The sequence below is a fragment of the Pseudomonas sp. JL2 genome, from assembly GCF_031570495.1.
GTDB lineage: Bacteria > Pseudomonadota > Gammaproteobacteria > Pseudomonadales > Pseudomonadaceae > Aquipseudomonas > Aquipseudomonas rhizophila.
The window spans coordinates 125,166-151,497 of record NZ_JAKUDH010000009.1 but is presented as its reverse complement, the minus strand read 5'-3'; the positions used below and the strand labels follow the sequence as shown (position 1 = coordinate 151,497).

Annotated in this window: 30 protein-coding genes; 17 read left to right on the top strand and 13 right to left on the bottom strand. The window is 60.5% G+C overall.

Annotated elements, in window-relative coordinates; all coding sequences use genetic code 11:
• Positions 1–11: 11 nt before the first annotated feature.
• Positions 12–377, top strand: coding sequence for a histone-like nucleoid-structuring protein, MvaT/MvaU family (locus MKS85_RS14330; protein ID WP_188252367.1), 366 nt, complete (start codon positions 12–14; stop codon positions 375–377).
• A 91-nt stretch (positions 378–468) separates the two neighbouring features.
• Here the strand turns inward: MKS85_RS14330 and MKS85_RS14325 are convergent, their stop codons facing one another.
• Positions 469–1,005, bottom strand: coding sequence for a DUF4946 domain-containing protein (locus MKS85_RS14325; RefSeq protein WP_047227633.1), 537 nt, complete (start codon positions 1,003–1,005; stop codon positions 469–471).
• A gap of 191 nt (positions 1,006–1,196) precedes the next feature.
• Between MKS85_RS14325 and gloA the strand changes: the two genes are divergently transcribed.
• The gene (gene gloA / locus MKS85_RS14320; protein WP_047227634.1) at positions 1,197–1,718 is read left to right on the top strand and encodes a lactoylglutathione lyase; all 522 of its coding nucleotides are present in this window, start codon (positions 1,197–1,199) and stop codon (positions 1,716–1,718) included.
• Positions 1,719–1,927: 209 nt separating this feature from the next.
• On the opposite strand, the gene ahpF is transcribed toward gloA, so the two are convergent.
• The 4 genes from ahpF to galU all read right to left on the bottom strand — a co-directional run bounded on the left by ahpF (position 1,928) and on the right by galU (position 6,859).
• Positions 1,928–3,490 (bottom strand): alkyl hydroperoxide reductase subunit F, encoded by a 1,563-nt coding sequence (gene ahpF / locus MKS85_RS14315; protein ID WP_076385334.1) that lies wholly within the window; start codon positions 3,488–3,490, stop codon positions 1,928–1,930.
• A gap of 124 nt (positions 3,491–3,614) precedes the next feature.
• A complete protein-coding gene (gene ahpC, locus MKS85_RS14310; RefSeq protein WP_047227636.1) occupies positions 3,615–4,178 on the bottom strand; it encodes an alkyl hydroperoxide reductase subunit C in 564 nt (187 codons plus the stop codon).
• A gap of 177 nt (positions 4,179–4,355) precedes the next feature.
• Positions 4,356–5,714: a glutathione-disulfide reductase gene (gene gorA / locus MKS85_RS14305; protein ID WP_139050580.1), complete on the bottom strand. Its 1,359-nt coding sequence runs from the start codon at positions 5,712–5,714 to the stop codon at positions 4,356–4,358.
• Positions 5,715–6,019: 305 nt separating this feature from the next.
• Complete coding sequence (galU, locus tag MKS85_RS14300; protein WP_047227638.1) at positions 6,020–6,859, bottom strand: UTP--glucose-1-phosphate uridylyltransferase GalU; 840 nt, start codon at positions 6,857–6,859, stop codon at positions 6,020–6,022.
• A gap of 233 nt (positions 6,860–7,092) precedes the next feature.
• Here galU and MKS85_RS14295 point away from each other — a divergent pair, with 233 nt between their 5' ends.
• Positions 7,093–7,308, top strand: coding sequence for a hypothetical protein (locus MKS85_RS14295; RefSeq protein ID WP_047227639.1), 216 nt, complete (start codon positions 7,093–7,095; stop codon positions 7,306–7,308).
• A gap of 116 nt (positions 7,309–7,424) precedes the next feature.
• Entirely contained in the window at positions 7,425–7,706 is a 282-nt protein-coding gene (locus MKS85_RS14290; RefSeq protein WP_047227640.1) for a hypothetical protein, read from the top strand.
• Positions 7,707–7,722: 16 nt separating this feature from the next.
• Here the strand turns inward: MKS85_RS14290 and MKS85_RS14285 are convergent, their stop codons facing one another.
• The gene (locus tag MKS85_RS14285) at positions 7,723–7,953 is read right to left on the bottom strand and encodes a hypothetical protein (RefSeq protein WP_047227641.1); all 231 of its coding nucleotides are present in this window, start codon (positions 7,951–7,953) and stop codon (positions 7,723–7,725) included.
• A 109-nt stretch (positions 7,954–8,062) separates the two neighbouring features.
• The gene (locus tag MKS85_RS14280; protein ID WP_139050581.1) at positions 8,063–8,413 is read right to left on the bottom strand and encodes a hypothetical protein; all 351 of its coding nucleotides are present in this window, start codon (positions 8,411–8,413) and stop codon (positions 8,063–8,065) included.
• A gap of 199 nt (positions 8,414–8,612) precedes the next feature.
• Between MKS85_RS14280 and MKS85_RS14275 the strand changes: the two genes are divergently transcribed.
• Together MKS85_RS14275 and MKS85_RS14270 are read left to right on the top strand one after the other, a co-directional pair.
• A complete protein-coding gene (locus tag MKS85_RS14275) occupies positions 8,613–8,915 on the top strand; it encodes a DUF1883 domain-containing protein (RefSeq protein WP_003182962.1) in 303 nt (100 codons plus the stop codon).
• 27 nt (positions 8,916–8,942) lie between these two features.
• Positions 8,943–9,113, top strand: a complete 171-nt coding sequence (locus MKS85_RS14270; RefSeq protein WP_171061392.1) for a hypothetical protein — start codon at positions 8,943–8,945, stop codon at positions 9,111–9,113.
• A gap of 201 nt (positions 9,114–9,314) precedes the next feature.
• On the opposite strand, the gene MKS85_RS14265 is transcribed toward MKS85_RS14270, so the two are convergent.
• Together MKS85_RS14265 and MKS85_RS14260 are read right to left on the bottom strand one after the other, a co-directional pair.
• Positions 9,315–10,568, bottom strand: coding sequence for a hypothetical protein (locus MKS85_RS14265; protein WP_139050582.1), 1,254 nt, complete (start codon positions 10,566–10,568; stop codon positions 9,315–9,317).
• A gap of 142 nt (positions 10,569–10,710) precedes the next feature.
• Positions 10,711–12,153 carry a hypothetical protein gene (locus MKS85_RS14260; RefSeq protein WP_139050583.1) on the bottom strand — a complete coding sequence of 481 codons (1,443 nt, stop codon included), beginning with the start codon at positions 12,151–12,153 and terminating at the stop codon, positions 10,711–10,713.
• 236 nt (positions 12,154–12,389) lie between these two features.
• On the opposite strand from MKS85_RS14260, the gene MKS85_RS14255 reads away from it, so the two are divergent.
• The 3 genes from MKS85_RS14255 to ada all read left to right on the top strand — a co-directional run bounded on the left by MKS85_RS14255 (position 12,390) and on the right by ada (position 14,947).
• Positions 12,390–13,118 (top strand): 2OG-Fe(II) oxygenase, encoded by a 729-nt coding sequence (locus MKS85_RS14255; RefSeq protein WP_139050584.1) that lies wholly within the window; start codon positions 12,390–12,392, stop codon positions 13,116–13,118.
• Positions 13,105–13,785: a DNA oxidative demethylase AlkB gene (alkB, locus tag MKS85_RS14250; RefSeq protein WP_409078012.1), complete on the top strand. Its 681-nt coding sequence runs from the start codon at positions 13,105–13,107 to the stop codon at positions 13,783–13,785. The genes MKS85_RS14255 and alkB overlap by 14 nt, the downstream gene beginning before the upstream one ends.
• Positions 13,786–13,873: 88 nt before the next feature.
• A complete protein-coding gene (gene ada, locus MKS85_RS14245; RefSeq protein WP_047227644.1) occupies positions 13,874–14,947 on the top strand; it encodes a bifunctional DNA-binding transcriptional regulator/O6-methylguanine-DNA methyltransferase Ada in 1,074 nt (357 codons plus the stop codon).
• On the opposite strand, the gene MKS85_RS14240 is transcribed toward ada, so the two are convergent.
• The gene (locus tag MKS85_RS14240; RefSeq protein WP_047227645.1) at positions 14,911–15,399 is read right to left on the bottom strand and encodes a GyrI-like domain-containing protein; all 489 of its coding nucleotides are present in this window, start codon (positions 15,397–15,399) and stop codon (positions 14,911–14,913) included. The two genes, ada and MKS85_RS14240, sit on opposite strands and share 37 nt — an antisense overlap.
• Positions 15,400–15,547: 148 nt before the next feature.
• Here MKS85_RS14240 and MKS85_RS14235 point away from each other — a divergent pair, with 148 nt between their 5' ends.
• The 7 genes from MKS85_RS14235 to MKS85_RS14205 all read left to right on the top strand — a co-directional run bounded on the left by MKS85_RS14235 (position 15,548) and on the right by MKS85_RS14205 (position 21,634).
• A complete protein-coding gene (locus tag MKS85_RS14235; RefSeq protein WP_310662984.1) occupies positions 15,548–16,615 on the top strand; it encodes a nitronate monooxygenase in 1,068 nt (355 codons plus the stop codon).
• 227 nt (positions 16,616–16,842) lie between these two features.
• Positions 16,843–17,595 (top strand): molybdate ABC transporter substrate-binding protein, encoded by a 753-nt coding sequence (gene modA / locus MKS85_RS14230; RefSeq protein ID WP_160892853.1) that lies wholly within the window; start codon positions 16,843–16,845, stop codon positions 17,593–17,595.
• Positions 17,596–18,276 carry a molybdate ABC transporter permease subunit gene (gene modB / locus MKS85_RS14225; RefSeq protein ID WP_047227648.1) on the top strand — a complete coding sequence of 227 codons (681 nt, stop codon included), beginning with the start codon at positions 17,596–17,598 and terminating at the stop codon, positions 18,274–18,276.
• A gap of 3 nt (positions 18,277–18,279) precedes the next feature.
• Positions 18,280–19,359: a molybdenum ABC transporter ATP-binding protein gene (modC, locus tag MKS85_RS14220; RefSeq protein WP_173407082.1), complete on the top strand. Its 1,080-nt coding sequence runs from the start codon at positions 18,280–18,282 to the stop codon at positions 19,357–19,359.
• A gap of 232 nt (positions 19,360–19,591) precedes the next feature.
• Positions 19,592–20,629 carry a DNA topoisomerase IB gene (locus MKS85_RS14215; protein WP_139050587.1) on the top strand — a complete coding sequence of 346 codons (1,038 nt, stop codon included), beginning with the start codon at positions 19,592–19,594 and terminating at the stop codon, positions 20,627–20,629.
• 133 nt (positions 20,630–20,762) lie between these two features.
• Positions 20,763–21,329 carry an ATP-dependent Clp protease proteolytic subunit gene (locus MKS85_RS14210; RefSeq protein ID WP_310662983.1) on the top strand — a complete coding sequence of 189 codons (567 nt, stop codon included), beginning with the start codon at positions 20,763–20,765 and terminating at the stop codon, positions 21,327–21,329.
• A gap of 125 nt (positions 21,330–21,454) precedes the next feature.
• A complete protein-coding gene (locus tag MKS85_RS14205) occupies positions 21,455–21,634 on the top strand; it encodes a general stress protein (protein ID WP_047227652.1) in 180 nt (59 codons plus the stop codon).
• 70 nt (positions 21,635–21,704) lie between these two features.
• On the opposite strand, the gene MKS85_RS14200 is transcribed toward MKS85_RS14205, so the two are convergent.
• On the bottom strand, positions 21,705–22,238 hold the full coding sequence (locus tag MKS85_RS14200; protein WP_160892857.1) for a DUF3087 family protein: 534 nt from the start codon (positions 22,236–22,238) through the stop codon (positions 21,705–21,707).
• Positions 22,239–22,455: 217 nt separating this feature from the next.
• On the opposite strand from MKS85_RS14200, the gene ppnN reads away from it, so the two are divergent.
• On the top strand, positions 22,456–23,829 hold the full coding sequence (gene ppnN, locus MKS85_RS14195) for a nucleotide 5'-monophosphate nucleosidase PpnN (protein WP_047227654.1): 1,374 nt from the start codon (positions 22,456–22,458) through the stop codon (positions 23,827–23,829).
• 133 nt (positions 23,830–23,962) lie between these two features.
• Here the strand turns inward: ppnN and MKS85_RS14190 are convergent, their stop codons facing one another.
• Together MKS85_RS14190 and MKS85_RS14185 are read right to left on the bottom strand one after the other, a co-directional pair.
• Entirely contained in the window at positions 23,963–24,631 is a 669-nt protein-coding gene (locus tag MKS85_RS14190; RefSeq protein ID WP_310662982.1) for an HAD-IA family hydrolase, read from the bottom strand.
• Between the two features lie 184 nt (positions 24,632–24,815).
• The gene (locus tag MKS85_RS14185) at positions 24,816–26,162 is read right to left on the bottom strand and encodes an MATE family efflux transporter (RefSeq protein ID WP_047227656.1); all 1,347 of its coding nucleotides are present in this window, start codon (positions 26,160–26,162) and stop codon (positions 24,816–24,818) included.
• Positions 26,163–26,332: the final 170 nt, after the last annotated feature.

Here is a 26,332-nt window from a genome sequence, read left to right as displayed (position 1 = left end):
GAGTAACGATATTGTCCAGACTCGCTGAATTTCGTAGAGCAGAACAGGACCTTCAAGAGCGGCTCAAGCAGCTGGAAAAGCTGAAGAATGATGCCGGGCTCAAGAAAGAAATCGAATTCGAAGAGAAGCTCCAGGGACTGATGAAAACCTACGGCAAGAGCCTGCGCGACGTCATCGCGATTCTCGACCCGAACCCGGCCAAGGGGGGCCTGCCATCGACCAAGCCTGTCAAAACCCGCCGTGCGCGAGTGGTCAAGGTGTACCAGAACCCGCACACAGGTGAACTGATCGAAACCAAAGGCGGCAACCATCGAGGCCTGAAAGCCTGGAAAGAACAGTACGGTGCAAAAACCGTTGACGCCTGGTTGCGCAGCTGAGAAAGCTGGCCGAATGAAAAAAACCCTGAGCCTGCTCAGGGTTTTTTATGGGGCAGGATTTCTGGATTAAGTAGTTCTAATACCGAGGGCTTTATAGTTTCAGGCTATTTCGTACCGACTGTATTTCATCCTGGTTTTCTACAAACTCCTGAGCCTGCCCCGCATAGGACAGCACATTAGCCCTGCCCTCCTTTAGTGCAGCGACGAGTGTCTGAGATAACACGTGCCGACCGTTTTGCGTGATCGTGCAAGTGGTCTCGAGTGCGGCAACGTCGCCCAACATCGAAGAATGAATCTTATTACAGACACTTTGATAACCGCTCTGATAAAAGTCCTTTTGAATTGATTTGCGCATTTCCAGTAACACGCCTTGCAAGTTGACTTGATGACCCGGCTCGATGGGCGTCGTGGTCAGTTCCATGACCATCACCGCCGTGCCCGCTGAATCACTCTTTGTCGCCCGTTGCCGGGTCGTTCCCGGCGCTGCCGACGAGGTGCCAGCATCAGAGGGCAATGGTTCGATGACCCAGCCTGGGGGCCAGGCGACCTGCGGTTCGGCGGCCTGGACAGCGACATTTGCCATCGCGGCCAGCAGCAGGACAAACAGCGAAAGGAACGGTCGAATCATTGCATTGCACTCAAGGACGATTCGTAAAGTCTGAAGCCCGCCGCCCAGGCAAGCAATAGCCAGAGGCGTTTGGCGATGCCGCGCCCCTTGCGTATCATGGGTGCACCTGCAAGGAAGCCGTTTAGCGCAAGCCCAGGACCGTCGCAGCAAAGTTGCGATGCCGTTTGCCCCACTTATTTTCCGGAGGGCCCATGAGCCTGCACGAACTCAACACTTTCCCTGGCGTCACCGCCCAACCCGATACCGCCACGGCCAAATTCGTCTTCAACCACACCATGCTGCGGGTCAAGGACATCACCAAGTCCCTGGATTTCTACACTCGGGTGTTGGGTTTTTCCCTGGTGGAAAAACGCGATTTCCCGGAAGCCGAATTCAGCCTGTACTTCCTCGCCTTGGTGGACAAGAGCCAGATTCCGGCCGACGCTGCACAGCGCACCGAATGGATGAAATCCATCCCCGGCATCCTGGAGCTGACCCACAACCACGGCACCGAAAGCGACCCGGCGTTCGCCTACCACAACGGCAACACTGACCCACGCGGGTTCGGCCACATCTGCATCTCGGTCCCGGACATCGTCGCCGCTTGCGAGCGCTTCGAAGCGCTGGGCTGCGACTTCCAGAAGCGCCTGAACGACGGTCGCATGAAAAGCCTGGCGTTCATCAAAGACCCGGATGGCTACTGGGTTGAAATCATCCAGCCCGCGCCGCTGTAAGCGCCACCGTAGGGTGTGTGGGCAATAAAAATCCCACAGCCCCCTGTGGGAGCGAGCCTGCTCGCGATAGCGCAGCGCATTCAACATTGATGTACCAGACAGTCTGCTATCGCGAGCAGGCTCGCTCCCACAAGGTAATGCGTGATCCAAAAAACAAAACCCCATGAGCACTGGGCCCATGGGGTTTTGTTTTTTTCGCTATCGGCTGTTTATGCCGGCGCGGAGGTACGGATCAGGTGGTCAAAGGCGCTCAACGAAGCCTTGGCCCCCTCGCCTACGGCGATCACGATCTGCTTGTACGGAACAGTTGTCACGTCACCGGCGGCGAACACACCCGGGATCGAGGTTTCACCGCGGGCATCGACAATGATCTCGCCCCGTGGCGACAGCTCGACGGTGCCTTTGAGCCAATCGGTGTTAGGCAACAGACCGATCTGCACGAAGATCCCCTCCAGCGCCACGTCCCGTACTTCACCGCTTGGGCGGTCTTTGTAGCGCAAGCCGTTGACCTTCTGACCATCGCCCGTCACTTCGGTGGTCTGGGCGTTGGTGATCACGGTCACGTTCGGCAGGCTGTGCAGTTTGCGCTGCAATACCGCGTCGGCACGCAATTGCACGTCGAACTCCAACAAAGTGACGTGGGCCACGATACCGGCCAGATCAATGGCCGCTTCCACGCCGGAGTTACCGCCGCCGATCACTGCCACGCGTTTGCCTTTGAACAGCGGGCCGTCGCAGTGCGGGCAGTACGCCACGCCCTTGTTGCGGTATTGCTGCTCGCCCGGCACGTTCATTTCGCGCCAGCGCGCACCGGTCGCCAGAATCACGGTCTTGGCCTTGAGGCTCGCACCACTGGCGAATTTGATTTCGTGCAGCGCGCCATCCTTGCCTGGCACCAATGCATCGGCGCGTTGCAGGTTCATGATGTCCACGTCGTACTGCTTGACGTGCTCTTCCAGGGCGACGGCCAATTTCGGCCCTTCGGTTTCCTGCACCGAGATGAAGTTCTCGATGGCCATGGTGTCGAGCACCTGACCGCCGAAGCGCTCAGCCGCGACACCGGTGCGGATGCCCTTGCGGGCCGCATAGATGGCCGCCGACGCGCCGGCTGGGCCACCGCCCACCACCAGCACATCAAAAGCCTGCTTGGCGCTGATCTTCTCAGCCTGGCGCTCGATACCACTGGTGTCGATCTTGGCGAGGATTTCTTCCAGGCCCATGCGGCCCTGGCCAAAGTTCACGCCATTGAGATAAACACTCGGCACGGCCATGATCTGGCGTTCGTCGACCTCGGCCTGGAACAGCGCGCCGTCGATGGCGACGTGGCGGATATTCGGGTTCAGCACCGCCATCAGGTTCAGCGCCTGGACCACGTCCGGGCAGTTCTGGCAGGACAGCGAGAAATAAGTCTCGAAGTTGAACTCGCCTTCAAGGGAGCGAATCTGTTCGATGACTTCGACACTGGCCTTGGAAGGATGACCGCCGACTTGCAGCAAGGCCAACACCAGCGAAGTGAATTCGTGGCCCATGGGGATACCGGCAAAACGCAAGCTGATATCGGCTCCTGGGCGATTCAACGAAAACGAAGGCTTACGCGCATCGGTGCCGTTGTCGAGCAAGGTAATCTGGTCACACAGACTGGCAACGTCTTTGAGTAACGCGAGCATTTCCTGGGATTTCGCACCGTCGTCGAGGGAGGCGACGATCTCGATCGGCTGGGTGACCCGTTCCAGGTATGACTTCAACTGAGCTTTAAGATTGGCGTCCAACATACGGGCGATTTCCATTTTTTGAATTTCAGAAAAAACAACGCCCGAGCGAATCTCGCCCGGGCGTTTTTTGGGGCGAAGCGGCTTGCTTGATTAAGAGCGGATCGCCCTCGGATGACTCACAGACTTAGATCTTGCCGACCAGGTCCAGGGACGGAGCCAGAGTGGCCTCGCCTTCTTTCCACTTGGCTGGGCAGACTTCGCCCGGGTGAGCAGCAACGTACTGAGCAGCCTTGACCTTGCGCAGCAGCTCGGAAGCGTCACGGCCTACACCACCGTCGTTGATTTCAACGATCTTGATCTGACCTTCAGGGTTGATCACGAAAGTACCGCGGTCAGCCAGGCCAACTTCTTCGATCAGCACGTCGAAGTTGCGGGAGATGACGTGGGTCGGGTCACCGATCATGGTGTACTGGATCTTGCCAATGGCTGGCGAGGTGTTGTGCCAGGCAGCGTGAGCAAAGTGAGTGTCGGTGGAGACGCTGTAGATTTCGACACCCAGCTTCTTGAATTCAGCGTAGTTGTCGGCCAGGTCTTCCAGCTCGGTTGGGCAAACGAAGGTGAAGTCGGCCGGGTAGAAGAACACCACGGACCACTTGCCTTTCAGATCGGCATCCGAAACCTGGACGAATTCGCCGTTTTTGAAAGCGGTAGCGTTGAACGGTTTAACTTGGCTGTTGATGATAGGCATCGATGACTCTCCGTCAGGGGTTGAAAAGTTGATGGGGTGAATCTTAACCACTCATCCCCCGGCAGGCTCATTGGCAAACCTGATGTGAATGATTGGTTTTGGCTATCAGCCGCTTAATAGATAGAAGAAAACCTAATATGGCGAGCGGGCTCGCTCGCCATAGGTGAGTCCCAAGGATCAGGACGCTACGGGAGTTCGCATCGTGACGAATTCCTCGGCGGCAGTCGGGTGTACGCCGATGGTCTCGTCGAAATCACGCTTGGTGGCGCCAGCCTTGAGCGCGATGGCAAGCCCCTGGACGATTTCCCCGGCATCCGGCCCGACCATGTGGCAGCCCAGCACTTTGTCCGTGCGGGCATCCACCACCAGCTTCATCAGCGTGCGCTCCTGGCAGTCGGTGAGGGTCAGTTTCATCGGGCGGAAGCGGCTTTCGAACACCTGGACTTCCTTCCCCTCCTCCCTGGCTTGCTCTTCAGTCAGGCCGACCGTGCCAATATTCGGCAAGCTGAACACAGCCGTGGGGATCATCCGGTAATCCACCAGGCGATATTGCTCGGGCTTGAACAGTCGCCGCGCCACCGCCATGCCCTCAGCCAGGGCGACGGGGGTGAGTTGTACGCGACCGATGACATCGCCGATGGCCAGGATCGACGGCTCGGCGGTCTCGTACTTTTCGTTGACTTTGACGAAGCCCTTCTCGTCCAGCGTGACGCCGGTGTGTTCAAGGCCGAGATTGTCGAGCATCGGCCGCCGGCCGGTGGCGTAGAACACGCAATCGGTGGCCAGTATGCGGCCATCCTTGAGCTCTACCTCCAGGCTGCCATCGTCCAGTTTTTCGATGCGTTTGATGTCCGCGTTGAATTGCAGATCCATGCCTCGACGGCTCAGTTCTTCGGCCAGATGCTTGCGTACGGCGCCATCAAAGCCGCGCAGGAACAGCTCACCGCGATACAGCAACGACGTCTGCGCGCCCATGCCATGGAAGATTCCGGCGAACTCCACGGCAATGTAGCCACCGCCCACCACGATGACGCGCTTGGGCAGTTCCTTGAGGAAAAACGCCTCGTTGGAGCTGATCGCGTGCTCACGGCCCGGAATGTCCGGTATCACCGGCCAGCCGCCCGTGGCGATCATGATGTGTTCGGCGGTGTAGCGCTGGCCGTTGATCTCGACCTCATGGGGCCCGGTGAGCCTGGCGTGGCCCTCGTGCAACACCACGCCGCTGTTGACCAGCAGGTTGCGGTATATCCCGTTGAGGCGATTGATTTCCCGATCCTTGTTGGCAATCAGCGTGGCCCAGTCGAAACTCGCTTCTCCCGTCGTCCAGCCATAGGCCGACGCTTGCTCGAGGTCCTCGGCATAATGCGCACCGTAGACCAGCAGTTTCTTCGGCACACACCCCACGTTCACGCAGGTACCGCCCAGGTAGCGGCTCTCCGCCACGGCCACCTTGGCCCCGAAACCGGCCGCGAACCGCGCAGCCCGCACACCGCCGGAACCGGCGCCAATCACATACAAGTCAAAATCGTAGGCCATTTTCTATCTCCTTCGGCAGGCCATCAGCATACCTGCTGTTTTCACGCGAGGCAGCGTTGCGATGGTTATGGGGGCGGGAAATGAAAAATCCAGGCGAGATGGGTAACACCGATCACTTGAGCCAGAACCTGTGGGAGCGAGCCTGCTCGCGATAGCGGTGGGTCAGTTTGTGGTGATGCTGGATGTGCCGGCGTCATCGCGAGCAGGCTCGCTCCCACAGGGGTTTTGTTGGAGTGAGAGCATTTTCCAGACAAAAAAAACGCCCCGAACCAGTCGGGGCGTTTTTCAAGGTGCGGCGCAGGCGATCAGTACGCCTTACCCGTCTTGTAGAAGTTCTCGAAGCAGAAGTTGGTCGCGTCGATGTAGCCTTCGGCGCCACCGCAGTCGAAACGCTTGCCTTTGAATTTGTAGGCCATGACGCAGCCGTTCTGGGCCTGCTTCATCAGGGCGTCGGTGATCTGGATTTCACCGCCCTTGCCTGGCTCGGTCTGTTCGATCAGGTCGAAGATGTCCGGGGTCAGGATGTAGCGACCGATGATCGCCAGGTTCGACGGTGCATCTTCAGGCTTTGGTTTTTCAACCATGCTGTGGACGCGGTAGATGTCGTCGCGGATCATTTCGCCGGCGATTACGCCGTACTTGTTGGTTTCCTGCGGATCGACTTCCTGGATAGCCACGATGGAGCAGCGGAACTGTTTGTACAGCTTGACCATCTGGGTCAACACGCCGTCGCCTTCGAGGTTGACGCACAGGTCGTCCGCCAGGACCACGGCGAAAGGTTCGTCACCAATCAGTGGGCGACCGGTCAGGATCGCGTGGCCCAGGCCTTTCATTTCGGTCTGGCGGGTGTAGGAGAACGAACATTCGTCCAGCAGTTTGCGGATGCCGACCAGGTACTTCTCTTTGTCGGTGCCCTTGATCTGGTTTTCCAGCTCGTAGCTGATGTCGAAATGGTCTTCCAGGGCGCGCTTGCCGCGGCCAGTGACGATGGAGATTTCCGTCAAGCCCGCAGCAAGGGCCTCTTCGACGCCGTACTGGATCAGTGGCTTGTTCACCACCGGCAGCATTTCTTTGGGCATGGCTTTAGTCGCTGGCAGGAAGCGAGTACCGTAACCGGCTGCTGGGAACAAGCATTTCTTGATCATATAAGTCCTTGAAAAGGCGGTGTGTACGAGTTTCGGCGCAGTCTAATCAGGCCATAGGCACCTTACAATGCCCAAGCTGGCCAACCGATGCCATCATAGAGAAATAAAAAATGGCGGATAGTTCAATCATCTTTCATTGCGATGGCCAGGCGGTCTCACTGTACGCTCATGGGCGCTGTTTGCGAGCATTTGACGTATCATGGCGCTCTTGATCCCGCCAATGAGGCAGTTAGATGTCGGCAACAAAAAACGCAAACGGTTATTCGGTCAGCCAGGACAAAGACGGTCAGTGGTGGATCATCAACTACCACGGTGAACAGGTCGCCGGCCCCTTGCCCAGCAAAGCGATGGCGGTGGAAGTGGCCGCCGTGTTTCAGGACGAGCGCGCTGCCCCGGCAACCAAAGAGCGTGAAACGGCTCCAGCGCGCAGCCCCCGTCGTAAAAAGTAACGAGACAAGCCTCAAGTAAATGTCGCCTGGACATGGAACGGGGCTTTGTTTATCTGTACCGAAATGGCCATTCGCTATAACCTCGCGCCAGCCCCTTCCTTCTCGATGACGATTCCATGAAAAAATTTCTGGCGCTGTTTGCAGTCCTGGCCCTGGCGGGCTGTGCCACAGCCGAAAAAACCTACCTGAACACCGGCGAACAAGGCCTGACCATCGATTGCTCGGGCGAAGCGAACTCCTGGGCCACCTGTTATGAAAAGGCTGACGCCTCCTGTGCCGGCACCGGCTACCGCATCGTGGGTACCGATGGCACGCCGCAAGCCAAGGAAAGCGACAAGACCCTGGGTGTGGATGTCGGCAACTTCACCAGCCGCAGCGTCCTGGTGGTGTGTAAATAAACCCGTGGTCTGACGCTCAGATGTGGATCTCGGCGAACTTGATCCCCAGGCCGCGGATGATCTCGATCAGGTCATCGAGGCGGCTGAAGGATTCAACTTCGTCCTGGTCGTCCACCAGAAAAAAGCTGCGTCCTGCGCTTTTCTTGAAAAAGACGATCCACTCCCCCGGGGTCGCCGGGTTCTGAATCACATGGGTGGCGCAGATAAGACCTTCTGCATGGCGCTCACGCACCTGCTCGCGCTTCATCGACTGACTCCATAAATGACAATGCCGCCAACGTCGACCGTGGCGGCATTTATTGTCGAGGGCAGCAGTTTATCCGATGCCCGGCCTGCTCGTCAGGCCGAGCCCGGGCTCAACCGGAAATGCAGGCGTTGGCCGCATCCTGCACATCACCCGGACGCACGGGCACGTTGGACAGGCTTTCGTGCAGCTTGATGCTGCTGCCACTGGAGCGCTCGTCAATGTCGAACACCGCCGCCGGCAGCGTCGACAACTTGCCGGGGACGATCAAGCGCACGCCATTCTTGTGAGGTTCCATTTGCAGCGGACCACGGGTGCTGGCCAGCTTGTCAGCGACGCACTTGGCATATTCCTGAGGTTTCTTTCCGGAGATGACATTCATGGTGGGCGGCGTCTGGTTGATGTCCGATACCGATGCACATCCACTCATGGCCAATGCCAACACCCACACGCTGCGCTTCATATGATTCCTCCGATAAAGATCCTCCGACAATGCAAACGCTGCTTTTCTCCAGCGTCCTGCGTCTTTTTTTGCGCATCCTGCGATAAATGAACAAAGCGTGGGGCGCAGGCCGGATATTAGCATCCGGTGCTGATAAACTGCGCAGCATTGACCTTGCTATCGTTTTGATTTGGTAGAAAAAGCCCTTCTGGAGGCGCCCATGAAATTCATACACCAGCGCGAACACCTCAACGAAGACGATATCGTCGTCATCGAATGCTCTCAAATGTGCAACATCCGCTTGATGAACGACGCCAACTTCCGCAGCTTCAAGAACGGCGGCCGGCACACTTATCACGGCGGCGCGTTCGACACGTTCCCGGCCAGGATCACCGCACCGAGCACCGGTTTCTGGAACATCACCATCGACACCGTCAACCGCCGTGCCATCAGCGTCACGCGCAAGCCGACCCTGACCCACAAAATCAAAATCATCCGGCGTTCCAGCTCGAAACTGAGCTGAGCATCGCCCTTCAAGACAGGCAAAACCGTGGCCCAGACAACCAAATACGTCATCAATTACAAGCTCAACGGCGAACGCCGCTTCGAATTCGCGCAACTGGAGACCGGCACAGTGGACGAAGCCATGGCAGCGCTGCAGGCGATGCATGGCCAGACCGATGATGTGATCAGCGATGTCAAAGTCAGCAAAGCGCTTTAACAAGCTGCGCTCCCCCGGTGTATGTGGCGAGGGGATTTATCGAAACGTCGCACCGCCCCGCTCGGCTGCGCAGCAGGTCTGGGGCCGCTTCGCGGCCCAACGGGGATAAATCCCCTCGCCACAGAACGTCCTTATGACGCTTGCTCCCCCCGGCAGCGCATCAGACGTAAAACCGCAAGCGCCCTCACCCCATTTGCGACCTTAGCGAGCAGTACCGGTAAGCTTCACGAGGGTATCGACGGTGATCCCACCCTCTGGGATCTCATTGCCTTTGGAGTCCTCTATCCGGGTGATGACCGGTTCAACATCGGGAGCGCCCTGGCCAATGACGGTCGCAAATGCGGTTCTTGAAGAACCCACCAACGGAATACCCCTGAACACCCTGTACGACGCTTGCACCGAACTCCCGGCAATGACCTTGTCGTTAGGGACCTCCAGAATGCACACCTGCTTCTGCCCGAAACCATCCGTTTCAACGGTGCCCGACACCGGCACCGTGATATTCGGTTGGCCCGCTACCCTCACCACGTATGTCCCCTCGATCGAGTCTCCGGGCAGAATACGCGGGTCGGCGGTCAAGACCACGAACAGCAAAGGATTGGTACCCAGTTTGTCGAGATCGATGATGCTCGGGTCATCACCGGTATCGGTGAGAACTTCCCGCAGGATCGGCATCGGCAGCCTGCTGCCGGCCTGGTCCACGTCCACGAGCTGTTCGGCCGAATACGGTGAATTGAGATCGGGGGTGTTGCCCAGCTGGTCGGTAACCGTGAAGGAGAATACAAATTCGGGATGGTCAGCGCCCAGGTCGGCGCTGGTGACATCGAAACAAATCGTGGTCGGTGTCGGCGAGCCATGGTCCGGCGGCTCGGGCGCCTCGGTTTCCAGTACCCTGCGAGTCAGCTCCTTGCCGTTGCAATTGAGGCGAATGGTGTCGTAGGCCCGGCAATACGGGTAACTCACGCACACCGTCGCCCTGGTGAAGCCCGGGCCTACACCATTCTTGATTTCGTCCGGTAGCAACAACACCAGCTCGGAATGCCCAGGCTCGCCCGGCGACCGATCCACGTTACCGGGGCGGATCAGGTTGTACAACAGCTCCAGTGGAGGCGTGGAGGTTTCAGGGGCTCCGCCACGACTTGCCACGGTGTAAGTCAGTCGATTGACCGCGTTATGCAACAGAAACCCGGGTGGGAGATGCAACTCGACCGAGTCATGGGGGCCCTGCGTGTATCCGCTGTCCAGATCCTCGATGCCGTTCAAGTTGAGCGAAATCCTCTCGCCGCCCACTTGACCGACCAAAGCATCAACCACCACTTTGCAACCGCGGGGTGCTTCATCATAAATACGTTTGGGAATGCCGAAATCGCCGCCTACGACGGGATCCGTGGCATCGGGCAGCAAAGGGTCGTCCAGTACTCTGGGTTGGACGGCGGGTGTTGATGAATCGGTCATGATCGGATTCCCCTTGTTCTGAAGCACTGGACTGTGGGGTTATCAGACCTCCGAAATATGGGTGCTGGCTACTGTCAGAACTAACAGGTATGCATAGATTTAAGACGAACGGATGAACCGCCTGATCGACACGAAACAAACGCTATTTCGCTCTAATGCCAAAGCCATCCGCCCGACTATTACCCAACACATATTCAAGTGCCATTTCCGCGCCTGTCTCGGTTTGGATACCGTACATATAGGCAATGCCCCACGTAGTCGATGACCATGTCCAATTGGGACTGACGCCGGGGAGACCGTTGTAGTCCAGCCTCATTCGATGCCATTCATCGCGTGTCGGAATCCGTCCCCCTTGAGCGCTCGCCGCAGCGCTACACTGCTTATAGGTGCCATTAATGCCCGTCCCGAAGGCCACGAACACATTGGATACAGCAACCGGATAGGACGCGTGCTCACCGTTCTTATCCACGGCGTAAATGATGGCTGCACCGTTGCCAAAGGAAGTGACTTTTCCGGTATTCACATCAACATGGGCAATATTAGGAGCGCTTGAGCTGTATTGATAAGGAGGCACGCCGCCGGTGGGCTGGCGATAACCATATGCGCCCTCGTAAGGATTGGGCGGCACGGCTCCCGTACTGCTCAAGAAGGTCCAGGTGGACAGGACCATCTGTGTCGGATCTATCGTTATGGGTCTCACTACGGTGAAGCCTTTTACCGCCGACTCCTGACCGCTACCGTAGAGGGCCTTGGCCTTCAGGCTATAGGCCTTGGCGTCCAGCCCGGTAAGCGTGGTGTCCCAAGTTGTAGTGTTGGCGGGAATATCAACAGCATCGCCAATAGCGCTATTACCGTCCATCAACTGAATCTGCTGGCCTTTGCTGCCCGTACCGGTAACGGTCACGCTGGTCTCGGTCGTTGTCCCGTCAACCACAGTCCCCTTGGAGTCGGTGATATCGATGAGGGTTGGCGCAACCACCTCCACCGTCTTGATCGCATAAGTCCGGAGCGGGAAGACAGCGGCGCCATCTTCCACGGTGGAACCGTTGAACTGGACCTTGAGCTCCACCGTCAACCCAGTGTTATCCCCCAGTAATTCCAGATCCGCGCGCGCCAGCGTTCTGGAAAGTCCAACAGTCAGCTCCGGATCACCAACGGGCCACGCTGTGTAAAGGGTGATGACATGATCATCACCATTGGTCTTTTTGCCGCGGCAGCTCAACCAGACTTTCTGCCCAAGCGCGATACCCGGCCAGGCGATAGCCTTGACCGTTGCATCACCGGAAAAAGTGCCCAGATCAAGCGTCATGCCACTGCCATTGTTCTCGGCTTGCTGGATATACGGTTTATGCTGATCGGTCAGGGTAATGACATTAAAGGTTCGCGCCGCTGACACAGGCTCGCTGCCGTATTTGGCTTGGGCAGTAAAACTGTGAGCACCGGGCGCCACGCTAATGGGAGTAGTGGTCCAGGTGCCATTGGTGGCGGTGAACGTACCCTTGGAGTCGCCATTATCGGATATTTCAACAGTGGAGTCCGCGGCGATGCTGCCGTCGTTGGGAGCTTCAGATGGGGGACGAGTCATGGCGAACTCCGGTCAAGATTAACGATAACGTTATTGGGCACCGTGAAAAGGGAATTGGCTACTGTCAGAAGTTACAGGTGGCAATGAAAAAAGAGGTCACTGGTCGGATGCAAGCCTGTGCTTGGCTTCCGCGCAAGATCGCCAGCCCCTTCGACAGACATTGACCGCAAGCCCCGGAGTGGCGACCGCCCGGGCGCTTGCCAGACTGCTCCTTCCTCTCTGCCAAGGTTGCGATCATGCCCCCTACCCCGCACACACTCTCGCTGGCCCAGCGCGTAAACACCCTCGACTGGCCCTCCCTGGAACAAAACCTCGACCAGGACGGCAGCGCAATCATCCGCAACCTGCTTACGGCCGAGCAATGCAGGATGCTCAGTGGCCTATACGCCGAACCCAACCTTTTCCGTTCGAAGGTGATCATGGCCCGCCACGGATTCGGGCGCGGGGAGTATCAGTATTTTCGCTATCCGCTGCCCGATGTCGTCGAGCAATTGCGACAGTCGTTGTACCCGGCGCTGGTGCCGCTGGCCAATCGCTGGAACGAATGCATGGGCCTTGAGGTGCGCTACCCCTACGAGCATCCGGCTTTCATTGAACGCTGTCACACCGCCGGGCAACGGCGTCCTACGCCGTTGTTGCTGCAATACGGCCCGCAGGACTACAACTGCCTGCATCAGGACCTGTACGGCGAGCACGTATTCCCGTTGCAGGTGGCGATTCTGCTGTCGGAACCGGGCCAGGACTTTACCGGCGGCGAGTTCGTTCTCACGGAGCAGCGTCCGCGCATGCAGTCACGTGCGCAGGTTATCGATCTGAAACAGGGCGATGCGCTGGTATTTGCCGTGCATCAACGGCCGGTCAAAGGCGTTCGCGGTTATTATCGGGTGAACATGCGCCATGGCGTCAGCCGCGTGCACAGCGGTAGCCGGCATACACTTGGAATCATTTTTCATGATGCGCAGTGACGACACCCCTATCACGCTGGACCTGTTCGCCGACGAGACGCCGACGACACCCGGCCTGACCGAACAGATCGGCGAGCAAGCGTTTGTGTTGCGCGGTTTCGCCCTGCCCTGGCTCGAACGTTTGCTGCCGGCCCTGGAAGCGGTGTTGCTGGCCGCGCCGTTCCGGCAGATGGTCACGCCTGGCGGTTTTACCATGTCAGTGGCCTTGAGCAGTTGCGGCGCGCTGGGCTGGACCACCGACCGCACTGGCTATCGCTACACGGCCCATGACCCACAGACCGGCGACCCCTGGCCCGACATGCCAGCGGTGTTCCGCGAACTGGCCCAGGCCGCCGCCCGACAGGCCCACTTCGAGCACTTCGAGCCCGACGCCTGCCTGATCAACCGTTACGTGCCCGGCGCGCGAATGTCGCTGCATCAGGACAAGAACGAACGCTGCCTCAGCGCCCCCATCGTCTCCATGTCCCTGGGCTTGCCGGCAGTCTTCCAGTTCGGCGGGTTCGAGCGCAGCGACAAAAGTCTGCGCGTTCCACTGTTCCACGGCGACATCGTGGTCTGGGGCGGCGTGGACCGGTTGCGTTATCACGGCGTGCTGCCGCTCAAGCAAGGCCAGCATCCGAAGCTGGGCGCCCAGCGGATCAACCTGACGTTCCGCACCGCCGGGTAACCGTGCAGAATTCAACCGCAAGACCCGGAGTGTTGCCATCTCACAGGCTCGCTACCTTAGCCAAAACGGGCCAATGGACATAACGACCATGAACAGCACTTCGAACACCCTCACCGCTGAACAGGATCCTCGCTGGGCCGCCGTGCTCGCCCGGGATCCGCGCGCCGACGGGCAATTCGTCTATGGCGTGAAAACCACCGGCATCTATTGCCATCCCAGCAGCCTGTCGCGCCTGCCCAATCCGCGGAACGTGGAATTTTTCGACACGCCGGAACAGGCCCAGGCGGCGGGGTATCGTCCCAGCAAGCGAGTGGCCAGGGACCAGACCCAGCTCGCCGCCCAACAAGCGGCCCGGGTCGCGGCCGCCTGCCGACAGATCGAGGCTGCCGAAGAACTGCCTGGGCTCAATGAACTGGCGCAAAGCGCAGGCTTGAGTCCCTTCCACTTCCACCGGGTGTTCAAGGCCGTCACCGGCCTGACACCCAAGGGTTATGCCGCCGCCCACCGCTCGCGCAAGGTGCGCGAACGCCTGAGCGATGGTGGATCGATCACCCAAGCGCTGTACGACGCCGGCTTCAATTCCAACAGCCGCTTTTATGAAGCCGCCGACAAAGTGCTGGGCATGAAACCCGCCGATTATCGCGCCGCCGGGCAGAACACCGACATTCGTTTCGCCGTCGGCCAATGTTCCCTCGGGGCGATTCTGGTGGCACAAAGCGAACGCGGTGTGTGCGCGATCCTGCTGGGGGACGATCCGGACGCGCTGGTGCGGGACCTGCAAGACAAGTTTCGCCGCGCCAACCTGATCGGTGCCGACCGCGAATTCGAGCAATTGATCGCCCAGGTGGTGGGCTTTATCGAGGCACCGGCCCTGGGCCTGGACCTGCCGCTGGACCTGCAAGGCACGGCTTTCCAGGAACGGGTCTGGCAGGCCCTGCGGGATATTCCGCCGGGCAGCACCGCCAGCTATGCCGAGATCGCCCAGCGCATCGGCATGCCTAAAGCCGTGCGCGCCGTGGCCCAGGCCTGCGGGGCCAACAGCCTGGCGGTGGCGATCCCTTGCCACCGGGTGGTGCGCAGCGACGGCAACCTGTCAGGCTATCGCTGGGGCGTGGAGCGCAAGCGTCAGTTGCTGGCGCTGGAGCGCTCGTCCGCGGACTGAACGCCGATGTAGATCGCCACCGAGTCGGGGCCGCTGTAGACCTCGAAATCGGTGGTGAAGCGGCGCAACGTCTGCGGGTTGTCCGCGAAATATGCCCAGATCAGGCCCCAGGTCTGGATCACGCAATCGGGCATCGGTCCCTTGGCCGAAAACACCAGGTAATCCCCACCTTCGATGTCCACGGCGGGGTAGCCTGCGCTGGTCGCATCCACCTGCACCCCGGCCGTCACATCAAAGTAGCCGGTGGCGTCGGATTCATAGTTGGAATAGACCCCGTAGACAAACGATTCCGACTGCCTGGCGGGGATCTTGTCGAACAACCCTTCGTTGAAGAATTGCTGCCACATCGGGCCGATCCGTGCCGTGTCGGACTGCTGTTCGTCAGCGTTGCGCGTGTGTACCTGCAGGCCGGCCACGGTAAAGGGTTCGACTGCCTTGAGTTTGACGTCCATGGGTCAGGCTCCTTGAGAAATGAAGCGCGCATGGTAACCCGCTGGCCGTCGGGATCAAGTTGCCGCATCCGATTGAAAAACTCGACTGGCCCTGGCCGGGCCACACCTGCTAAAAACGCTATTTTCCTCTGCCGTCGGAGACCCGTACATGAGCCAGTGGCCAGACACTCGCATTCTTGACCTGCTTGGCATCGAGCTACCCATCATCCAGGGGCCGATGGCCGGAGTGACGGGGCCGGCCATGGTGATCGCTGCCTGCAATGCCGGCGGGCTGGGTTCGATGCCGGCGGCGATGCTGGATGTCGAGCAGTTGCGCCAGGCGCTGACGACGATCAGCGAACAGACCGACAAGCCGTTCAACGTGAATTTTTTCTGTCACCAGCCACCCGTGCTCGACGAGCCGCGCGCCGAGGCCTGGAAGCAGCACCTCAAGCCCTACTACGAAGAACTGGGCGCTGACTTCGACGCGCCGACGCCGGTGTCCAACCGCACGCCGTTCGATGATGCAGCCTGCCGGGTGCTGGAGCAGATGCGTCCTGAAGTGGTCAGCTTCCACTTCGGCCTGCCGGAGAAGTCCCTGCTGGATCGGGTGAAAGCCACCGGTGCTAAAGTCCTGTCGTCGGCCACCACCGTCGAGGAAGCCATCTGGCTGGAACAGCACGGTTGTGACGCAATCATCGCCATGGGCTATGAAGCCGGCGGCCATCGCGGGATGTTCCTCAGCGACGACCTCAACACCCAGGTCGGCCTGTTTGCCTTGCTGCCCCAGGTGGTGGATGCGGTGAGCGTGCCGGTGATCGCTGCGGGCGGTATTGGCGATGCGCGGGGTATCGTCGCAGCGTTTGCTCTGGGCGCATCGGCGGTGCAACTGGGCAGCGCCTATCTGTTCACCCCCGAGGCGAAGATCAGCGCGGCCCATCACCGGGCGCTGCGCACGGCCAAGGAAAGCCAAACCGCAGTCACCAACCTGTTCACCGGCCGCCCGGCCCGGGGCATCGTCAACCGGGTGATGCGCGAGATCGGGCCGATGAGTCCGATAGCGCCGGCATTCCCCCTGGCTGGCGGTGCGTTGCTGCCGTTGCGCGCCAAGGATGAAGCAGACTTCAGCAACCTGTGGGCCGGCCAGGCGTTCCCCATGGGTCGGGAGCTGTCGACCGCGGAGCTGACCCGGCGCTTGGCCGAAGAGGCACTGGTCCGATTCAACAACCGCGGTTGATCCTGAAGGAGCTCATCGTCTGTTGGAATGCCATCGCGAGCAGGCTCGCTCCCACAGGGGATCGGTGGCGAACACAACATCTGGGCACACCACTGGACCTGTGGGAGCGAGCCTGCTCGCGATGGCGGCCGCCCTCTCACACCAACGTCCGCAAAATGCCGCGTTCCGTTTATCGTCCATTCGCTATATATTTCCGTATATAGCGAAACCGACCTTTCGGAGCCTTTATGTACCTCACCCGCTTCGCGCCGTTGCTGCTGACTACACTCTTTTGCGTTGGCGCCGTCCAGGCCGATGAGGTGCAGGTGGCCGTGGCGTCCAATTTCACCGCACCGGTCCAGGCCATCGCCGCCGGCTTCGAGAAAGACACCGGCCACAAGCTGGTGGCGGCCTATGGCGCGACCGGGCAGTTCTACACCCAGATCAAGAACGGCGCACCGTTCGAAGTCTTCCTCGCCGCCGACGACACCACCCCGGCCAGGCTCGAAAGCGAAGGCGACACCGTGAAGGGTTCGCGCTTCACCTATGCGGTCGGCACGCTGGCGCTGTGGTCGGCCAAGGACGGTTATGTCGACAGCCAGGGCCAGGTGCTCAAGGACAACGGCTTCCAGCACCTGTCCATCGCCAACCCGAAAACCGCGCCCTACGGTTTGGCCGCCACCCAGGTGCTGGACAAACTGGGGTTGTCCGGGCAAGTCAAAGGCAAGCTCGTCGAAGGCCAGAACATCACCCAGGCTTATCAGTTCGTTTCTACCGGCAACGCAGAACTCGGCTTCGTGGCCTTGTCCCAGGTGTACAAGGACGGCAAGGTGGCCAGCGGTTCGGCATGGATCGTCCCCGCCGAGCTGCATGACCCGATCAAACAGGACGCGGTGATCCTCAACAAAGGGCGAAACAACGCCGCCGCCTCGGCGTTCATGGATTACCTCAGAGGCCCGAAAGCCACCGCCATCATCCAAGCCTACGGTTATCAACGCTAAATGCCACTGACCAGTGCCGACTACGCCGCCATTTGGCTGACCCTGAAACTGGCCTCGCTGACCACAGTGATCCTGCTGCTGATCGGCACGCCCATCGCCCTGTGGCTGTCACGTACCCAGTCCTGGCTACGCGGGCCGGTGGGCGCGGTGGTGGCCCTGCCATTGGTGCTGCCACCCACGGTGATCGGCTTTTACCTGTTGCTCGCCCTGGGCCCCAACGGCTGGATCGGTCAATTCACCCAGGCCGTCGGGCTGGGCACCCTCACCTTCAGTTTCACCGGGCTGGTGATCGGCTCGGTGATCTACTCCATGCCGTTTGTGGTGCAGCCATTGCAGAACGCATTCTCCGCTATCGGCAGTCGTCCCCTGGAAGTGGCGGCCACTTTGCGGGCCGGTCCCTGGGATACGTTTTTCAGTGTCATCCTGCCCTTGGCCCGCCCCGGTTTCATCACTGCGGCAATCCTCGGCTTTGCCCACACCGTCGGCGAATTCGGCGTGGTGCTGATGATCGGCGGCAATATCCCCGAAAAGACCCGCGTGGTGTCGGTGCAGATCTACGACCATGTCGAAGCCCTGGAGTACGCCCAGGCTCATTGGCTGGCGGCGGCAATGCTGGTGTTTTCATTTCTTGTGCTGCTGGCGTTGTATTCCAGCCGCCGAACCCGGGCCGGCTGGAGCTGATCGATGATTCAAGCGCGTTTTCAGCTCGACCATGGAGACTTCTCCCTGGACCTGGATGTGCAACTGCCGGGCCGTGGCGTGACCGCGCTGTACGGCCAGTCCGGTTCCGGCAAGACCACCTGCCTGCGCTGCATCGCCGGGCTGGAACGGCCGACCCGGGGTTTCATCGAGGTCAACGGCGAAGTCTGGCAGGACAGCGAGCGCGGCGTGTTCGTGCCGCCCCATCGACGGGCGCTGGGGTACGTGTTCCAAGAAGCGAGCCTGTTCGCGCATCTGTCCGTGCAGGCCAATCTGGCGTTCGGCCTCAAGCGCATCGCGCCGGCGCAACGGCGGGTGGACATGGACCAGGCTACCGAACTGCTGGGCATCGGTCACTTGCTCGATCGACAGCCACACAACCTGTCCGGCGGTGAACGCCAGCGGGTCGGCATCGCCCGAGCCCTGTTGACCAGCCCGCGACTGCTGCTGATGGACGAGCCCCTGGCCGCCCTGGATACCCGGCGCAAGAACGAAATCCTGCCTTACCTGCAACGCCTGCACGATGAGCTGGACATCCCAGTGCTGTACGTCAGCCACTCGCAGGACGAAGTGGCGCGCCTGGCCGACCACATCGTGCTGCTGGAGGCCGGTCGCGTGCTGGCCAGCGGGCCGATCGGCGAAACACTGGCGCGACTCGACCTGCCACTGGCGTTGGGCGATGACGCGGGCGTGGTGGTCCAGGGCAAGGTCAGCGGGTATGACGCGGCCTATCAATTGCTGTCGTTGACACTGCCCGACAGCCTCTTGAACGTGCGTGTCGCCCACACGCCTCTGGCCATCGGACAGCCGCTACGCTTCAAGGTCCAGGCCCGTGACGTCAGCCTCAGCCTGGCGAACGATGCCCAGACCAGCATCCTCAACCGTTTGCCCGTTACCGTGGTCAGCGAACTGGCCGCCGACAACGCCGCCCATGTGTTGATTCGGCTGGAGGCTGCTGGCACGCCGCTGTTGGCGCGCATCACCCGTTACTCCCGCGATCAGCTGAAGCTTCATCCGGGGCAGTTGCTGTGGGCGCAGATCAAGGCGGTGGCGGTGTTGGCGTAGGGTATCGCCCCAGACAAATCCCTTGTGGAAGCGAGCCTGCTCGCGATCGCGGTGGTTCAGTCAACATGGGTGTGAACTGATCTGACGCTATCGCGAGCAGGCTCGCTCCCACAGGTCCGGCGGTCCAACCCTGATTCGTGGGTGTTGCGGGCCACCTCAGAAACTTGGCACGACCGTCACAGGCTGCGGTCAATCGATCACAGGCCCCGGATTTGCTGCCAAGGATTCTTTCATGCCCGACACCCTGCCGCCGGATGCGCTGCCGGCCGATCTGCATTATGTCGATGACACCGCCCCTGGTATCTCCCGCAAAAAGTTGCGGGGCAAGTTCTGCTATTTCGATCCTCAGGGCCAGCGGATCACCGATGCGGCCGAAATCCAGCGCATCAACGCCTTGGCCGTACCGCCGGCCTACACCGATGTATGGATCTGCACCGACCCGCGCGGCCATCTCCAGGCCACCGGTCGGGACGCTCGTGGGCGTAAGCAGTACCGCTATCACCCACGCTGGCGGGAAGTGCGCGATGCCGACAAATACTCCCGAATGCTGGAGTTCGGCCGTACCCTGCCGCGCTTGCGCAAACGCCTGGAGCAGATCCTGGCCACGCCCGGATTCAGCCGCGACAAGGTCATGGCCACGGTTATCACGTTGCTGGACGTCACCCTGATCCGGGTCGGCAACACCCAGTATGCCCGGGACAACCGCTCCTACGGCCTGACCACCCTGCGCAGCAAGCATGTGGAGGTCAACGGCAGCGCGATTGCCTTCCAATTCCGTGGCAAGAGCGGCGTCGAACACCAGATCACCGTGAAAGACCGGCGTCTGGCGCGGATCATCAAGCGTTGCCAGGAGATTCCCGGGCAGAACCTGTTTCAGTACCTGGACGACAATGGCGACCGCCACTCCGTCAGCTCGTCCGATATCAACGCCTACCTCAAGAGCCTCACCGGCGCGGACTTCACCGCCAAGGACTACCGCACCTGGGCCGGCAGCGCGGCGGCTCTGGCGGGGCTGCGACTGCTGTGCTGGGAAACCGAGAGCGAGGCAAAAAAACACCTCGCCGAGATGGTCAGGCAGGTTGCCCGGCAACTGGGCAATACCCCCTCCGTCTGTCGTAAATGCTACATCCATCCCGCCGTGGTGGAGGGTTTCCTGCTGGGTTCGCTGAGTGAGCTGCCCAACCCCCGGGTCCGCAAAGGCCTCAGCGAGGAGGAAGCTGCGCTGGCGATGTTCCTGCAACGCATGGCCCAAACTGCCGAAGCGTGCTGAACCCGGCGAACCACACCTGCGCGAACGCCAACATCCGGCCTCAGACGAGGAACATCCGCGCACCTGCGAACTCCCAACTGTACGGCGCCACCGCTGCGCAGACCGTTCAACGGGAAGTCGACAGGAGTTTGAAATGTCCGAACACATTGTCCATTTTCATTGCCAGATCGATCAGGGAACGACCGAGCGCTTCCGGGACAACTGCCTGGAAGCCATTGAAAAAGGCGCCGACTCACTGATGCTCAACCTCTCGACGATCGGTGGCAGTACCAACTTCGGCTTTACCCTCTACACCTTCATCAAATCCCTTCCGGTGCCGGTGCGTGCCGTGAATGCCGGCAATATCGAGTCCATGGGCATCATCATGTACCTGGCCGCCAGCGACCGCACCACCACGCCTCACTCGCGTTTTCTGATTCACCCGATGAACTGGTATTTCGGCCAGAAGTCGGTGGATCACTCGCGTTTGCGGGAATACCTGTCCAGCCTGGACAACGACGTGGCGCGGTACGTGGAAATCTACGTCAAGGAAACCGCCGGCGCCGCAACTCAGTTGGACATTTTCAAATGTCTTTGCGCCGAAGAAAGGGTCATCCCGGCCGAAAACTCTTTGGCCTTCGGCATCGCGCACCGGGTCGAGCAAGTGGTTTTCCCGGTGGATGCCAAGCATTGGAAAATCAGTGGTGGCGAGGACCAGTGACCCCGTGCGGTCAGTGCGTGCCGTTCGTCATCTGACGAAGCGTTTTCATTAAACTTTTGCCGGCCATTTCCTTTCACAAATTATGCGAGGCACGTTGCTCGCGTAACCAAATGAGGATGCTCGAAATGGCCAGTAGTGGAAACAAAAACCAAGGCAACTTCGCAAATGATCGGGAAAAAGCATCGGAAGCCGGCAAGAAAGGCGGCCATGCGTCGGGCGGTAACGTTGCAAGTGATCGTCAGAAAGGCACTGAGGCGGGCCGCAAAGGAACTGACCGCAACCAAGGCGCGGGCAGAAAATCGTAACCTGGAAAATCGCTGGGGCGCACGCCTGCTGCGCTCCGGCGCTTAATCTGTCATTGCCCTGAGGCGTCGATCAGCGTCCGCTATAAGCCTTTTTCACCATGTCGATCCAGATCGGGTCCAGCCGAGCTTGCTCGCTGTCGAGATTGAGCGCCTGCATCCTTGTCAGATGCTCATCAGCCTCGCGGGCGAGTGAGCCCTGGGCACTGGAGTTGGCGTCCAGTTGATGCATCTGCGTCAATCCCAGATGATAAAACCGTAGCAGCTTCATCGCAGCCACGTCCTGGGCCTGCACACCGGCCTTCACCTGGTGCATCACATTGGTGATGCTCATCAGGCTGCGCTTGAGCTGCCAGCCGTACACCGCCGCGGCCATCCACGGCTGCGACCAGAAATACAGACGCATCAAGGCGACCATCACCAACACCGCGGCAATCACCCCGCCGAGATTGAAGCGAAAATTATCCCCCCCGGGTGTGCCGAACAGCATCACCGAAAGGCTGGACAACAGCATCGCCAGTGCCAGGAACGTCACGGCGACGATGAGGGTACTGCGTCGGGTCTGGCGTCGGTAGACTTCGGCGTCCCACGGCTTGAGCTCGAACATCGCGGTGCAATTTCCTTGTGCGGGGTAAAAAAAGTCCCGCATTATCGCCTGCCCGGTGGATTTAGCTATGCTGGAGCTCATTTTGTGTTGCAACCGACCCGAAGGATCCGGATCAAAGTCCATGGCGATACCGCAAGGATCGTGCGATCTTTCTGCGTGGACGTTTTTTTCAAGATGCCGTCGTTGTGTGTACGGCATCGTATTCAAGGAAAGCTGAATGAATCAAAGACATGTAATCAACGCCTCGGTCAGCCCGAAGGGCAGCCTGGAGACTTTGTCCCAGCGCGAAGTCCAGCAACTGAGTGAAGCCGGTTCCGGCAGTATCTATACCCTCTTCCGCCAGTGCGCCCTGGCCATTCTCAACACCGGCGCCCATGTCGATAACGCCAAGACCATTCTGGAAGCCTACAAAGACTTCGAGATCCGTATTCACCAGCAAGACCGCGGCGTACGCCTGGAACTGCTGAACGCCCCGGCCGACGCCTTCGTCGATGGCGAAATGATCGCCAGCACCCGCGAGATGCTGTTCAGCGCCCTGCGCGACATCGTCTACACCGAGAACGAACTGGACAGCCAGCGCATCGATCTCAGCTCCTCCCAGGGCATCAGCGACTACGTCTTCCACCTGCTGCGCAACGCCCGCACATTGCGCCCTGGGGTGGAGCCAAAAATCGTCGTGTGCTGGGGCGGCCACTCGATCAACACCGAAGAATACAAATACACCAAGAAAGTCGGCCACGAACTGGGCCTGCGCAGCCTGGACATCTGCACCGGCTGCGGCCCGGGCGTGATGAAAGGCCCGATGAAAGGCGCCACCATCGCCCACGCCAAACAGCGTATCCACGGCGGCCGTTACCTGGGCCTCACGGAGCCTGGCATCATCGCCGCCGAAGCGCCGAACCCGATCGTCAATGAGCTGGTGATCCTGCCGGACATCGAGAAGCGCCTGGAAGCTTTTGTGCGCGTGGGCCACGGCATCATCATCTTCCCGGGCGGCGCCGGTACGGCGGAAGAGTTCCTCTACTTGCTGGGTATCCTGATGCACCCGGCCAACCAGGACCTGCCCTTCCCGGTCGTTCTGACCGGGCCCAAGAGCGCCGCGCCGTACCTTGATCAACTGCATGCCTTTGTCGGTGCGACCCTGGGCGAGGCTGCGCAGAAGCACTACCAGATCATCATCGACGACCCGGCCGAAGTGGCGCGGCAGATGACCCAAGGGCTCAAGGCGGTCAAACAGTTCCGCCGCGAACGCAACGACGCCTTCCACTTCAACTGGTTGCTGAAAATCGACGAAGGCTTCCAGCGTCCGTTCGACCCGACCCACGCCAACATGGCCAGCCTGGGCCTGAGGCGCGACCTGCCCGCCCACGAACTGGCCGCCAACTTGCGCCGAGCGTTCTCGGGGATCGTGGCCGGTAACGTCAAGGACAAGGGTATCCGTCTGATCGAAGAACACGGTCCTTACGAGATCCACGGCGATGCCGCCATCATGGAACCCCTCGACCGGCTGCTCCAGGCCTTCGTCGCCCAGCACCGCATGAAACTGCCGGGCGGCGCGGCGTATGAACCGTGCTATCGCGTGGTGACCTGACCGGTTCAACGATCACCACAGATCCAACTGTGGGAGCGAGCCTGCTCGCGATGGCGGCGGATCAGATTGCATCAATGCTGAATGTGCCGTCGCTATCGCGAGCAGGCTCGCTCCCACAGGGGGTCTGCTGCGATCACAGCGTCGGGTTCAGTCGCATCCGTCCGGCCTCATCCACCTCAAGGCCAAGCCCACGGTAATCCTTGATCAGCGGATGGGGGGTGACCACCGGATGCGTATGCGTCGCCGTCACCACCCACACATCCGCTCCCGCCGCCTCGCCGGCCTTGATTCCCGCTTCGGCATCCTCGAACACCAGGCAGTCCTGGGCGGCGACTTGCAGGCGCTCCGCTGCCAGTCGATAACAGGCCGGATTGGGTTTGCCGTCGCTCACATCCTCGGCGGTGACCATCACCGCCGGACGTGGAATGCCGGCCGCTTCCATGCGCCGCAAGGCCAGCGCCATGGGCGCCGAGGTGACGATGGCCCATTGCAGGGGCGGCAGGCTGTTGAGAAATGCCGCAGCACCCGGCACCGGCACCACACCTTCCACGTCTTCGATTTCCTCGCGGGTAATCTGCTCGGCCTCGGCCAGGGCATCCACCCCTGGCAGGCGCTGGCGGGCAATGGTGTCGATGGCGCGCACGCCGTGGATGGTCGGCAGAAAGCTCGCCACCTCCACACCGTGACGAAGGGCCCAGCGCGTCCAGATCCGCTCGGCCGCGGCGATGGAATTGAGCAGCGTGCCGTCCATGTCGAAGAGGAAGGCGCGGTAGGAAACACTGGAGGGCGGGCGGGCAGACATCGAGATCCTCGGTGATGGCGGTAGGAGAATGCCGGCCACTGTAACATCGCCAGGCACCGAATCCCTGTGGGAGCGAGCCTGCTCGCGATGGCGGTGGGTCAGCGCGCATCGATGCCGAATGTGCCGACGCTATCGCGAGCAGGCTCGCTCCCACAGGTTTTTTGTTGTGTCAGAAAGCGCAGAGCTACACCAACCGCTCAATCCGCTGATGCTGCCAGACCATCTTGTAGTACAGGGTCTGCAACACCAGCATGCTCAAGTAAGCCACCGGAAACGCCATCCATACCCCTTGCAGGCCGAACTGCGCGTCCAGCAGGTAGGCCACTGGCAGCTGAACGCCGACGATGCAGAAGATCGAAATCGCCACCGGCATCAGCACCGTGCCGCTGGCGCGCATGATGCCGCCGACCACCGCCTGGAAGCCGAAGACCAGCAGGCTCCAGAGCATGATGTGCAGCAGGTGTTCGGCCTGGATTCGCGCCGCCGGGTCGGTGATGAACAGTCCCAGCAGCCAGTGAGACAACAGATACCCCAAGACCACCAGCCCACCGGTGAGCCAGACGTTGATCAACAGCCCGGTGCGCAGGATCGGCCCCAGACGCTCCAGACGCCCGGCACCGATGGCCTGGGCGCCGAGGATCGAGGCGGTGATGGCAATCGACAACGCCGGGAACTGCACGTAATTGACGATCTGCGTCACCGCGCCATAGGCCGCCGTGGCCTGGGACCCGTGGCCATTGACCAGCGCCAGGATCACCAGCTCCGACAGTGAGATCACCACCATCTGCAACCCCGTGGGCAGGCCGATGCGCAGCACCTTGCCGAGGATGTCCATGTCCAGGCGCATCGCCGCGAACAACGCCCGGTCCGGCGCCAGGGCGTGCTCGCGACGGTTCAGGCGCCACGCGAGCATGACCATGGCCGACGCCGTACCCACCAGCCCCGCCAGCGCCGCGCTCTCGATGCCCATCTGCGGCAGCCCCAGCCAGCCGCGAATCAGCGCCGGCGTCAGCAGCAGCCCGACGCTGGTGGACACCAGCAAGGCCAGCATGGGCGACAGCGTATCGCTCACCCCGCGCAGCAACTGGGTAAACACCACGAACACCAGCAGTATCGGCAGGATCCACATCATCACCCGGGCATAGGACACCGCGTCCTCCAGCACATCGGCCGGCGTCCCCAGCCCCTGCAGCGCCTGGCGCGCGAACACGGTGCCGAGCACCGCCGCCACCAGCCCGATGATCGCCGCCAGCAATAACGTGGTACCGGCAATCGCCTTCACCGTGCCGGTTTCCCCGGCGCCGTAAGCCTGCCCGATCAACACCCCTGCTCCCGCGCCCAGGCCAATCACCAGCGCGATAAAGAAAAACAGGATGGGAAACATGCCTGATACCGCCGCCAATGCCTGGGTGCCGAGCATCTGGCCGATGTAGATGCTATTGAGCGTGCCGGACATCGATTGCAGGAAATTGGACAGGACCATGGGGGCCAGGAACAGGAGGTAGATTTTCCAGAGAGGCTGGGTGGGCATGAGGGCTCGTGATGGCAGGTTCAAAATCCGATGCGGGGTAATTTAGCTTATTCCCGGATGGTGGTGAGGGAATCTGTGGGAGCAAGGCGCAAGGGGTTGTGGGCGACTCATCTGTTCGTCAGGGCGCCTCGACATTTCAGCGACTGCGTCTAATCTCAGATAGCACAGTG

Excerpts from the sequence above, each read along its gene's own strand:
- alkB (WP_409078012.1), top strand. The coding sequence starts at position 13,105 with ATGATGCGCAGTGACGACACCCCTATCACGCTGGACCTGTTCGCCGAC.
- MKS85_RS14285 (WP_047227641.1), bottom strand. The coding sequence starts at position 7,953 with ATGAAGCGCGAGCAGGTGCGTGAGCGCCATGCAGAAGGTCTTATCTGC.
- MKS85_RS14200 (WP_160892857.1), bottom strand. The coding sequence starts at position 22,238 with ATGTTCGAGCTCAAGCCGTGGGACGCCGAAGTCTACCGACGCCAGACC.
- MKS85_RS14325 (WP_047227633.1), bottom strand. The coding sequence starts at position 1,005 with ATGATTCGACCGTTCCTTTCGCTGTTTGTCCTGCTGCTGGCCGCGATG.
- ahpF (WP_076385334.1), bottom strand. The coding sequence starts at position 3,490 with ATGTTGGACGCCAATCTTAAAGCTCAGTTGAAGTCATACCTGGAACGG.
- modA (WP_160892853.1), top strand. The coding sequence starts at position 16,843 with ATGTACCTCACCCGCTTCGCGCCGTTGCTGCTGACTACACTCTTTTGC.
- MKS85_RS14185 (WP_047227656.1), bottom strand. The coding sequence starts at position 26,162 with ATGCCCACCCAGCCTCTCTGGAAAATCTACCTCCTGTTCCTGGCCCCC.
- ada (WP_047227644.1), top strand. The coding sequence starts at position 13,874 with ATGAACAGCACTTCGAACACCCTCACCGCTGAACAGGATCCTCGCTGG.
- MKS85_RS14265 (WP_139050582.1), bottom strand. The coding sequence starts at position 10,568 with ATGACCGATTCATCAACACCCGCCGTCCAACCCAGAGTACTGGACGAC.
- gloA (WP_047227634.1), top strand. The coding sequence starts at position 1,197 with ATGAGCCTGCACGAACTCAACACTTTCCCTGGCGTCACCGCCCAACCC.
- ahpC (WP_047227636.1), bottom strand. The coding sequence starts at position 4,178 with ATGCCTATCATCAACAGCCAAGTTAAACCGTTCAACGCTACCGCTTTC.
- gorA (WP_139050580.1), bottom strand. The coding sequence starts at position 5,714 with ATGGCCTACGATTTTGACTTGTATGTGATTGGCGCCGGTTCCGGCGGT.
- MKS85_RS14290 (WP_047227640.1), top strand. The coding sequence starts at position 7,425 with ATGAAAAAATTTCTGGCGCTGTTTGCAGTCCTGGCCCTGGCGGGCTGT.
- modC (WP_173407082.1), top strand. The coding sequence starts at position 18,280 with ATGATTCAAGCGCGTTTTCAGCTCGACCATGGAGACTTCTCCCTGGAC.
- galU (WP_047227638.1), bottom strand. The coding sequence starts at position 6,859 with ATGATCAAGAAATGCTTGTTCCCAGCAGCCGGTTACGGTACTCGCTTC.
- MKS85_RS14275 (WP_003182962.1), top strand. The coding sequence starts at position 8,613 with ATGAAATTCATACACCAGCGCGAACACCTCAACGAAGACGATATCGTC.
- MKS85_RS14240 (WP_047227645.1), bottom strand. The coding sequence starts at position 15,399 with ATGGACGTCAAACTCAAGGCAGTCGAACCCTTTACCGTGGCCGGCCTG.
- MKS85_RS14190 (WP_310662982.1), bottom strand. The coding sequence starts at position 24,631 with ATGTCTGCCCGCCCGCCCTCCAGTGTTTCCTACCGCGCCTTCCTCTTC.
- MKS85_RS14280 (WP_139050581.1), bottom strand. The coding sequence starts at position 8,413 with ATGAAGCGCAGCGTGTGGGTGTTGGCATTGGCCATGAGTGGATGTGCA.
- MKS85_RS14235 (WP_310662984.1), top strand. The coding sequence starts at position 15,548 with ATGAGCCAGTGGCCAGACACTCGCATTCTTGACCTGCTTGGCATCGAG.
- MKS85_RS14205 (WP_047227652.1), top strand. The coding sequence starts at position 21,455 with ATGGCCAGTAGTGGAAACAAAAACCAAGGCAACTTCGCAAATGATCGG.
- MKS85_RS14255 (WP_139050584.1), top strand. The coding sequence starts at position 12,390 with ATGCCCCCTACCCCGCACACACTCTCGCTGGCCCAGCGCGTAAACACC.
- MKS85_RS14210 (WP_310662983.1), top strand. The coding sequence starts at position 20,763 with ATGTCCGAACACATTGTCCATTTTCATTGCCAGATCGATCAGGGAACG.
- MKS85_RS14260 (WP_139050583.1), bottom strand. The coding sequence starts at position 12,153 with ATGACTCGTCCCCCATCTGAAGCTCCCAACGACGGCAGCATCGCCGCG.
- MKS85_RS14215 (WP_139050587.1), top strand. The coding sequence starts at position 19,592 with ATGCCCGACACCCTGCCGCCGGATGCGCTGCCGGCCGATCTGCATTAT.
- modB (WP_047227648.1), top strand. The coding sequence starts at position 17,596 with ATGCCACTGACCAGTGCCGACTACGCCGCCATTTGGCTGACCCTGAAA.
- MKS85_RS14295 (WP_047227639.1), top strand. The coding sequence starts at position 7,093 with ATGTCGGCAACAAAAAACGCAAACGGTTATTCGGTCAGCCAGGACAAA.
- ppnN (WP_047227654.1), top strand. The coding sequence starts at position 22,456 with ATGAATCAAAGACATGTAATCAACGCCTCGGTCAGCCCGAAGGGCAGC.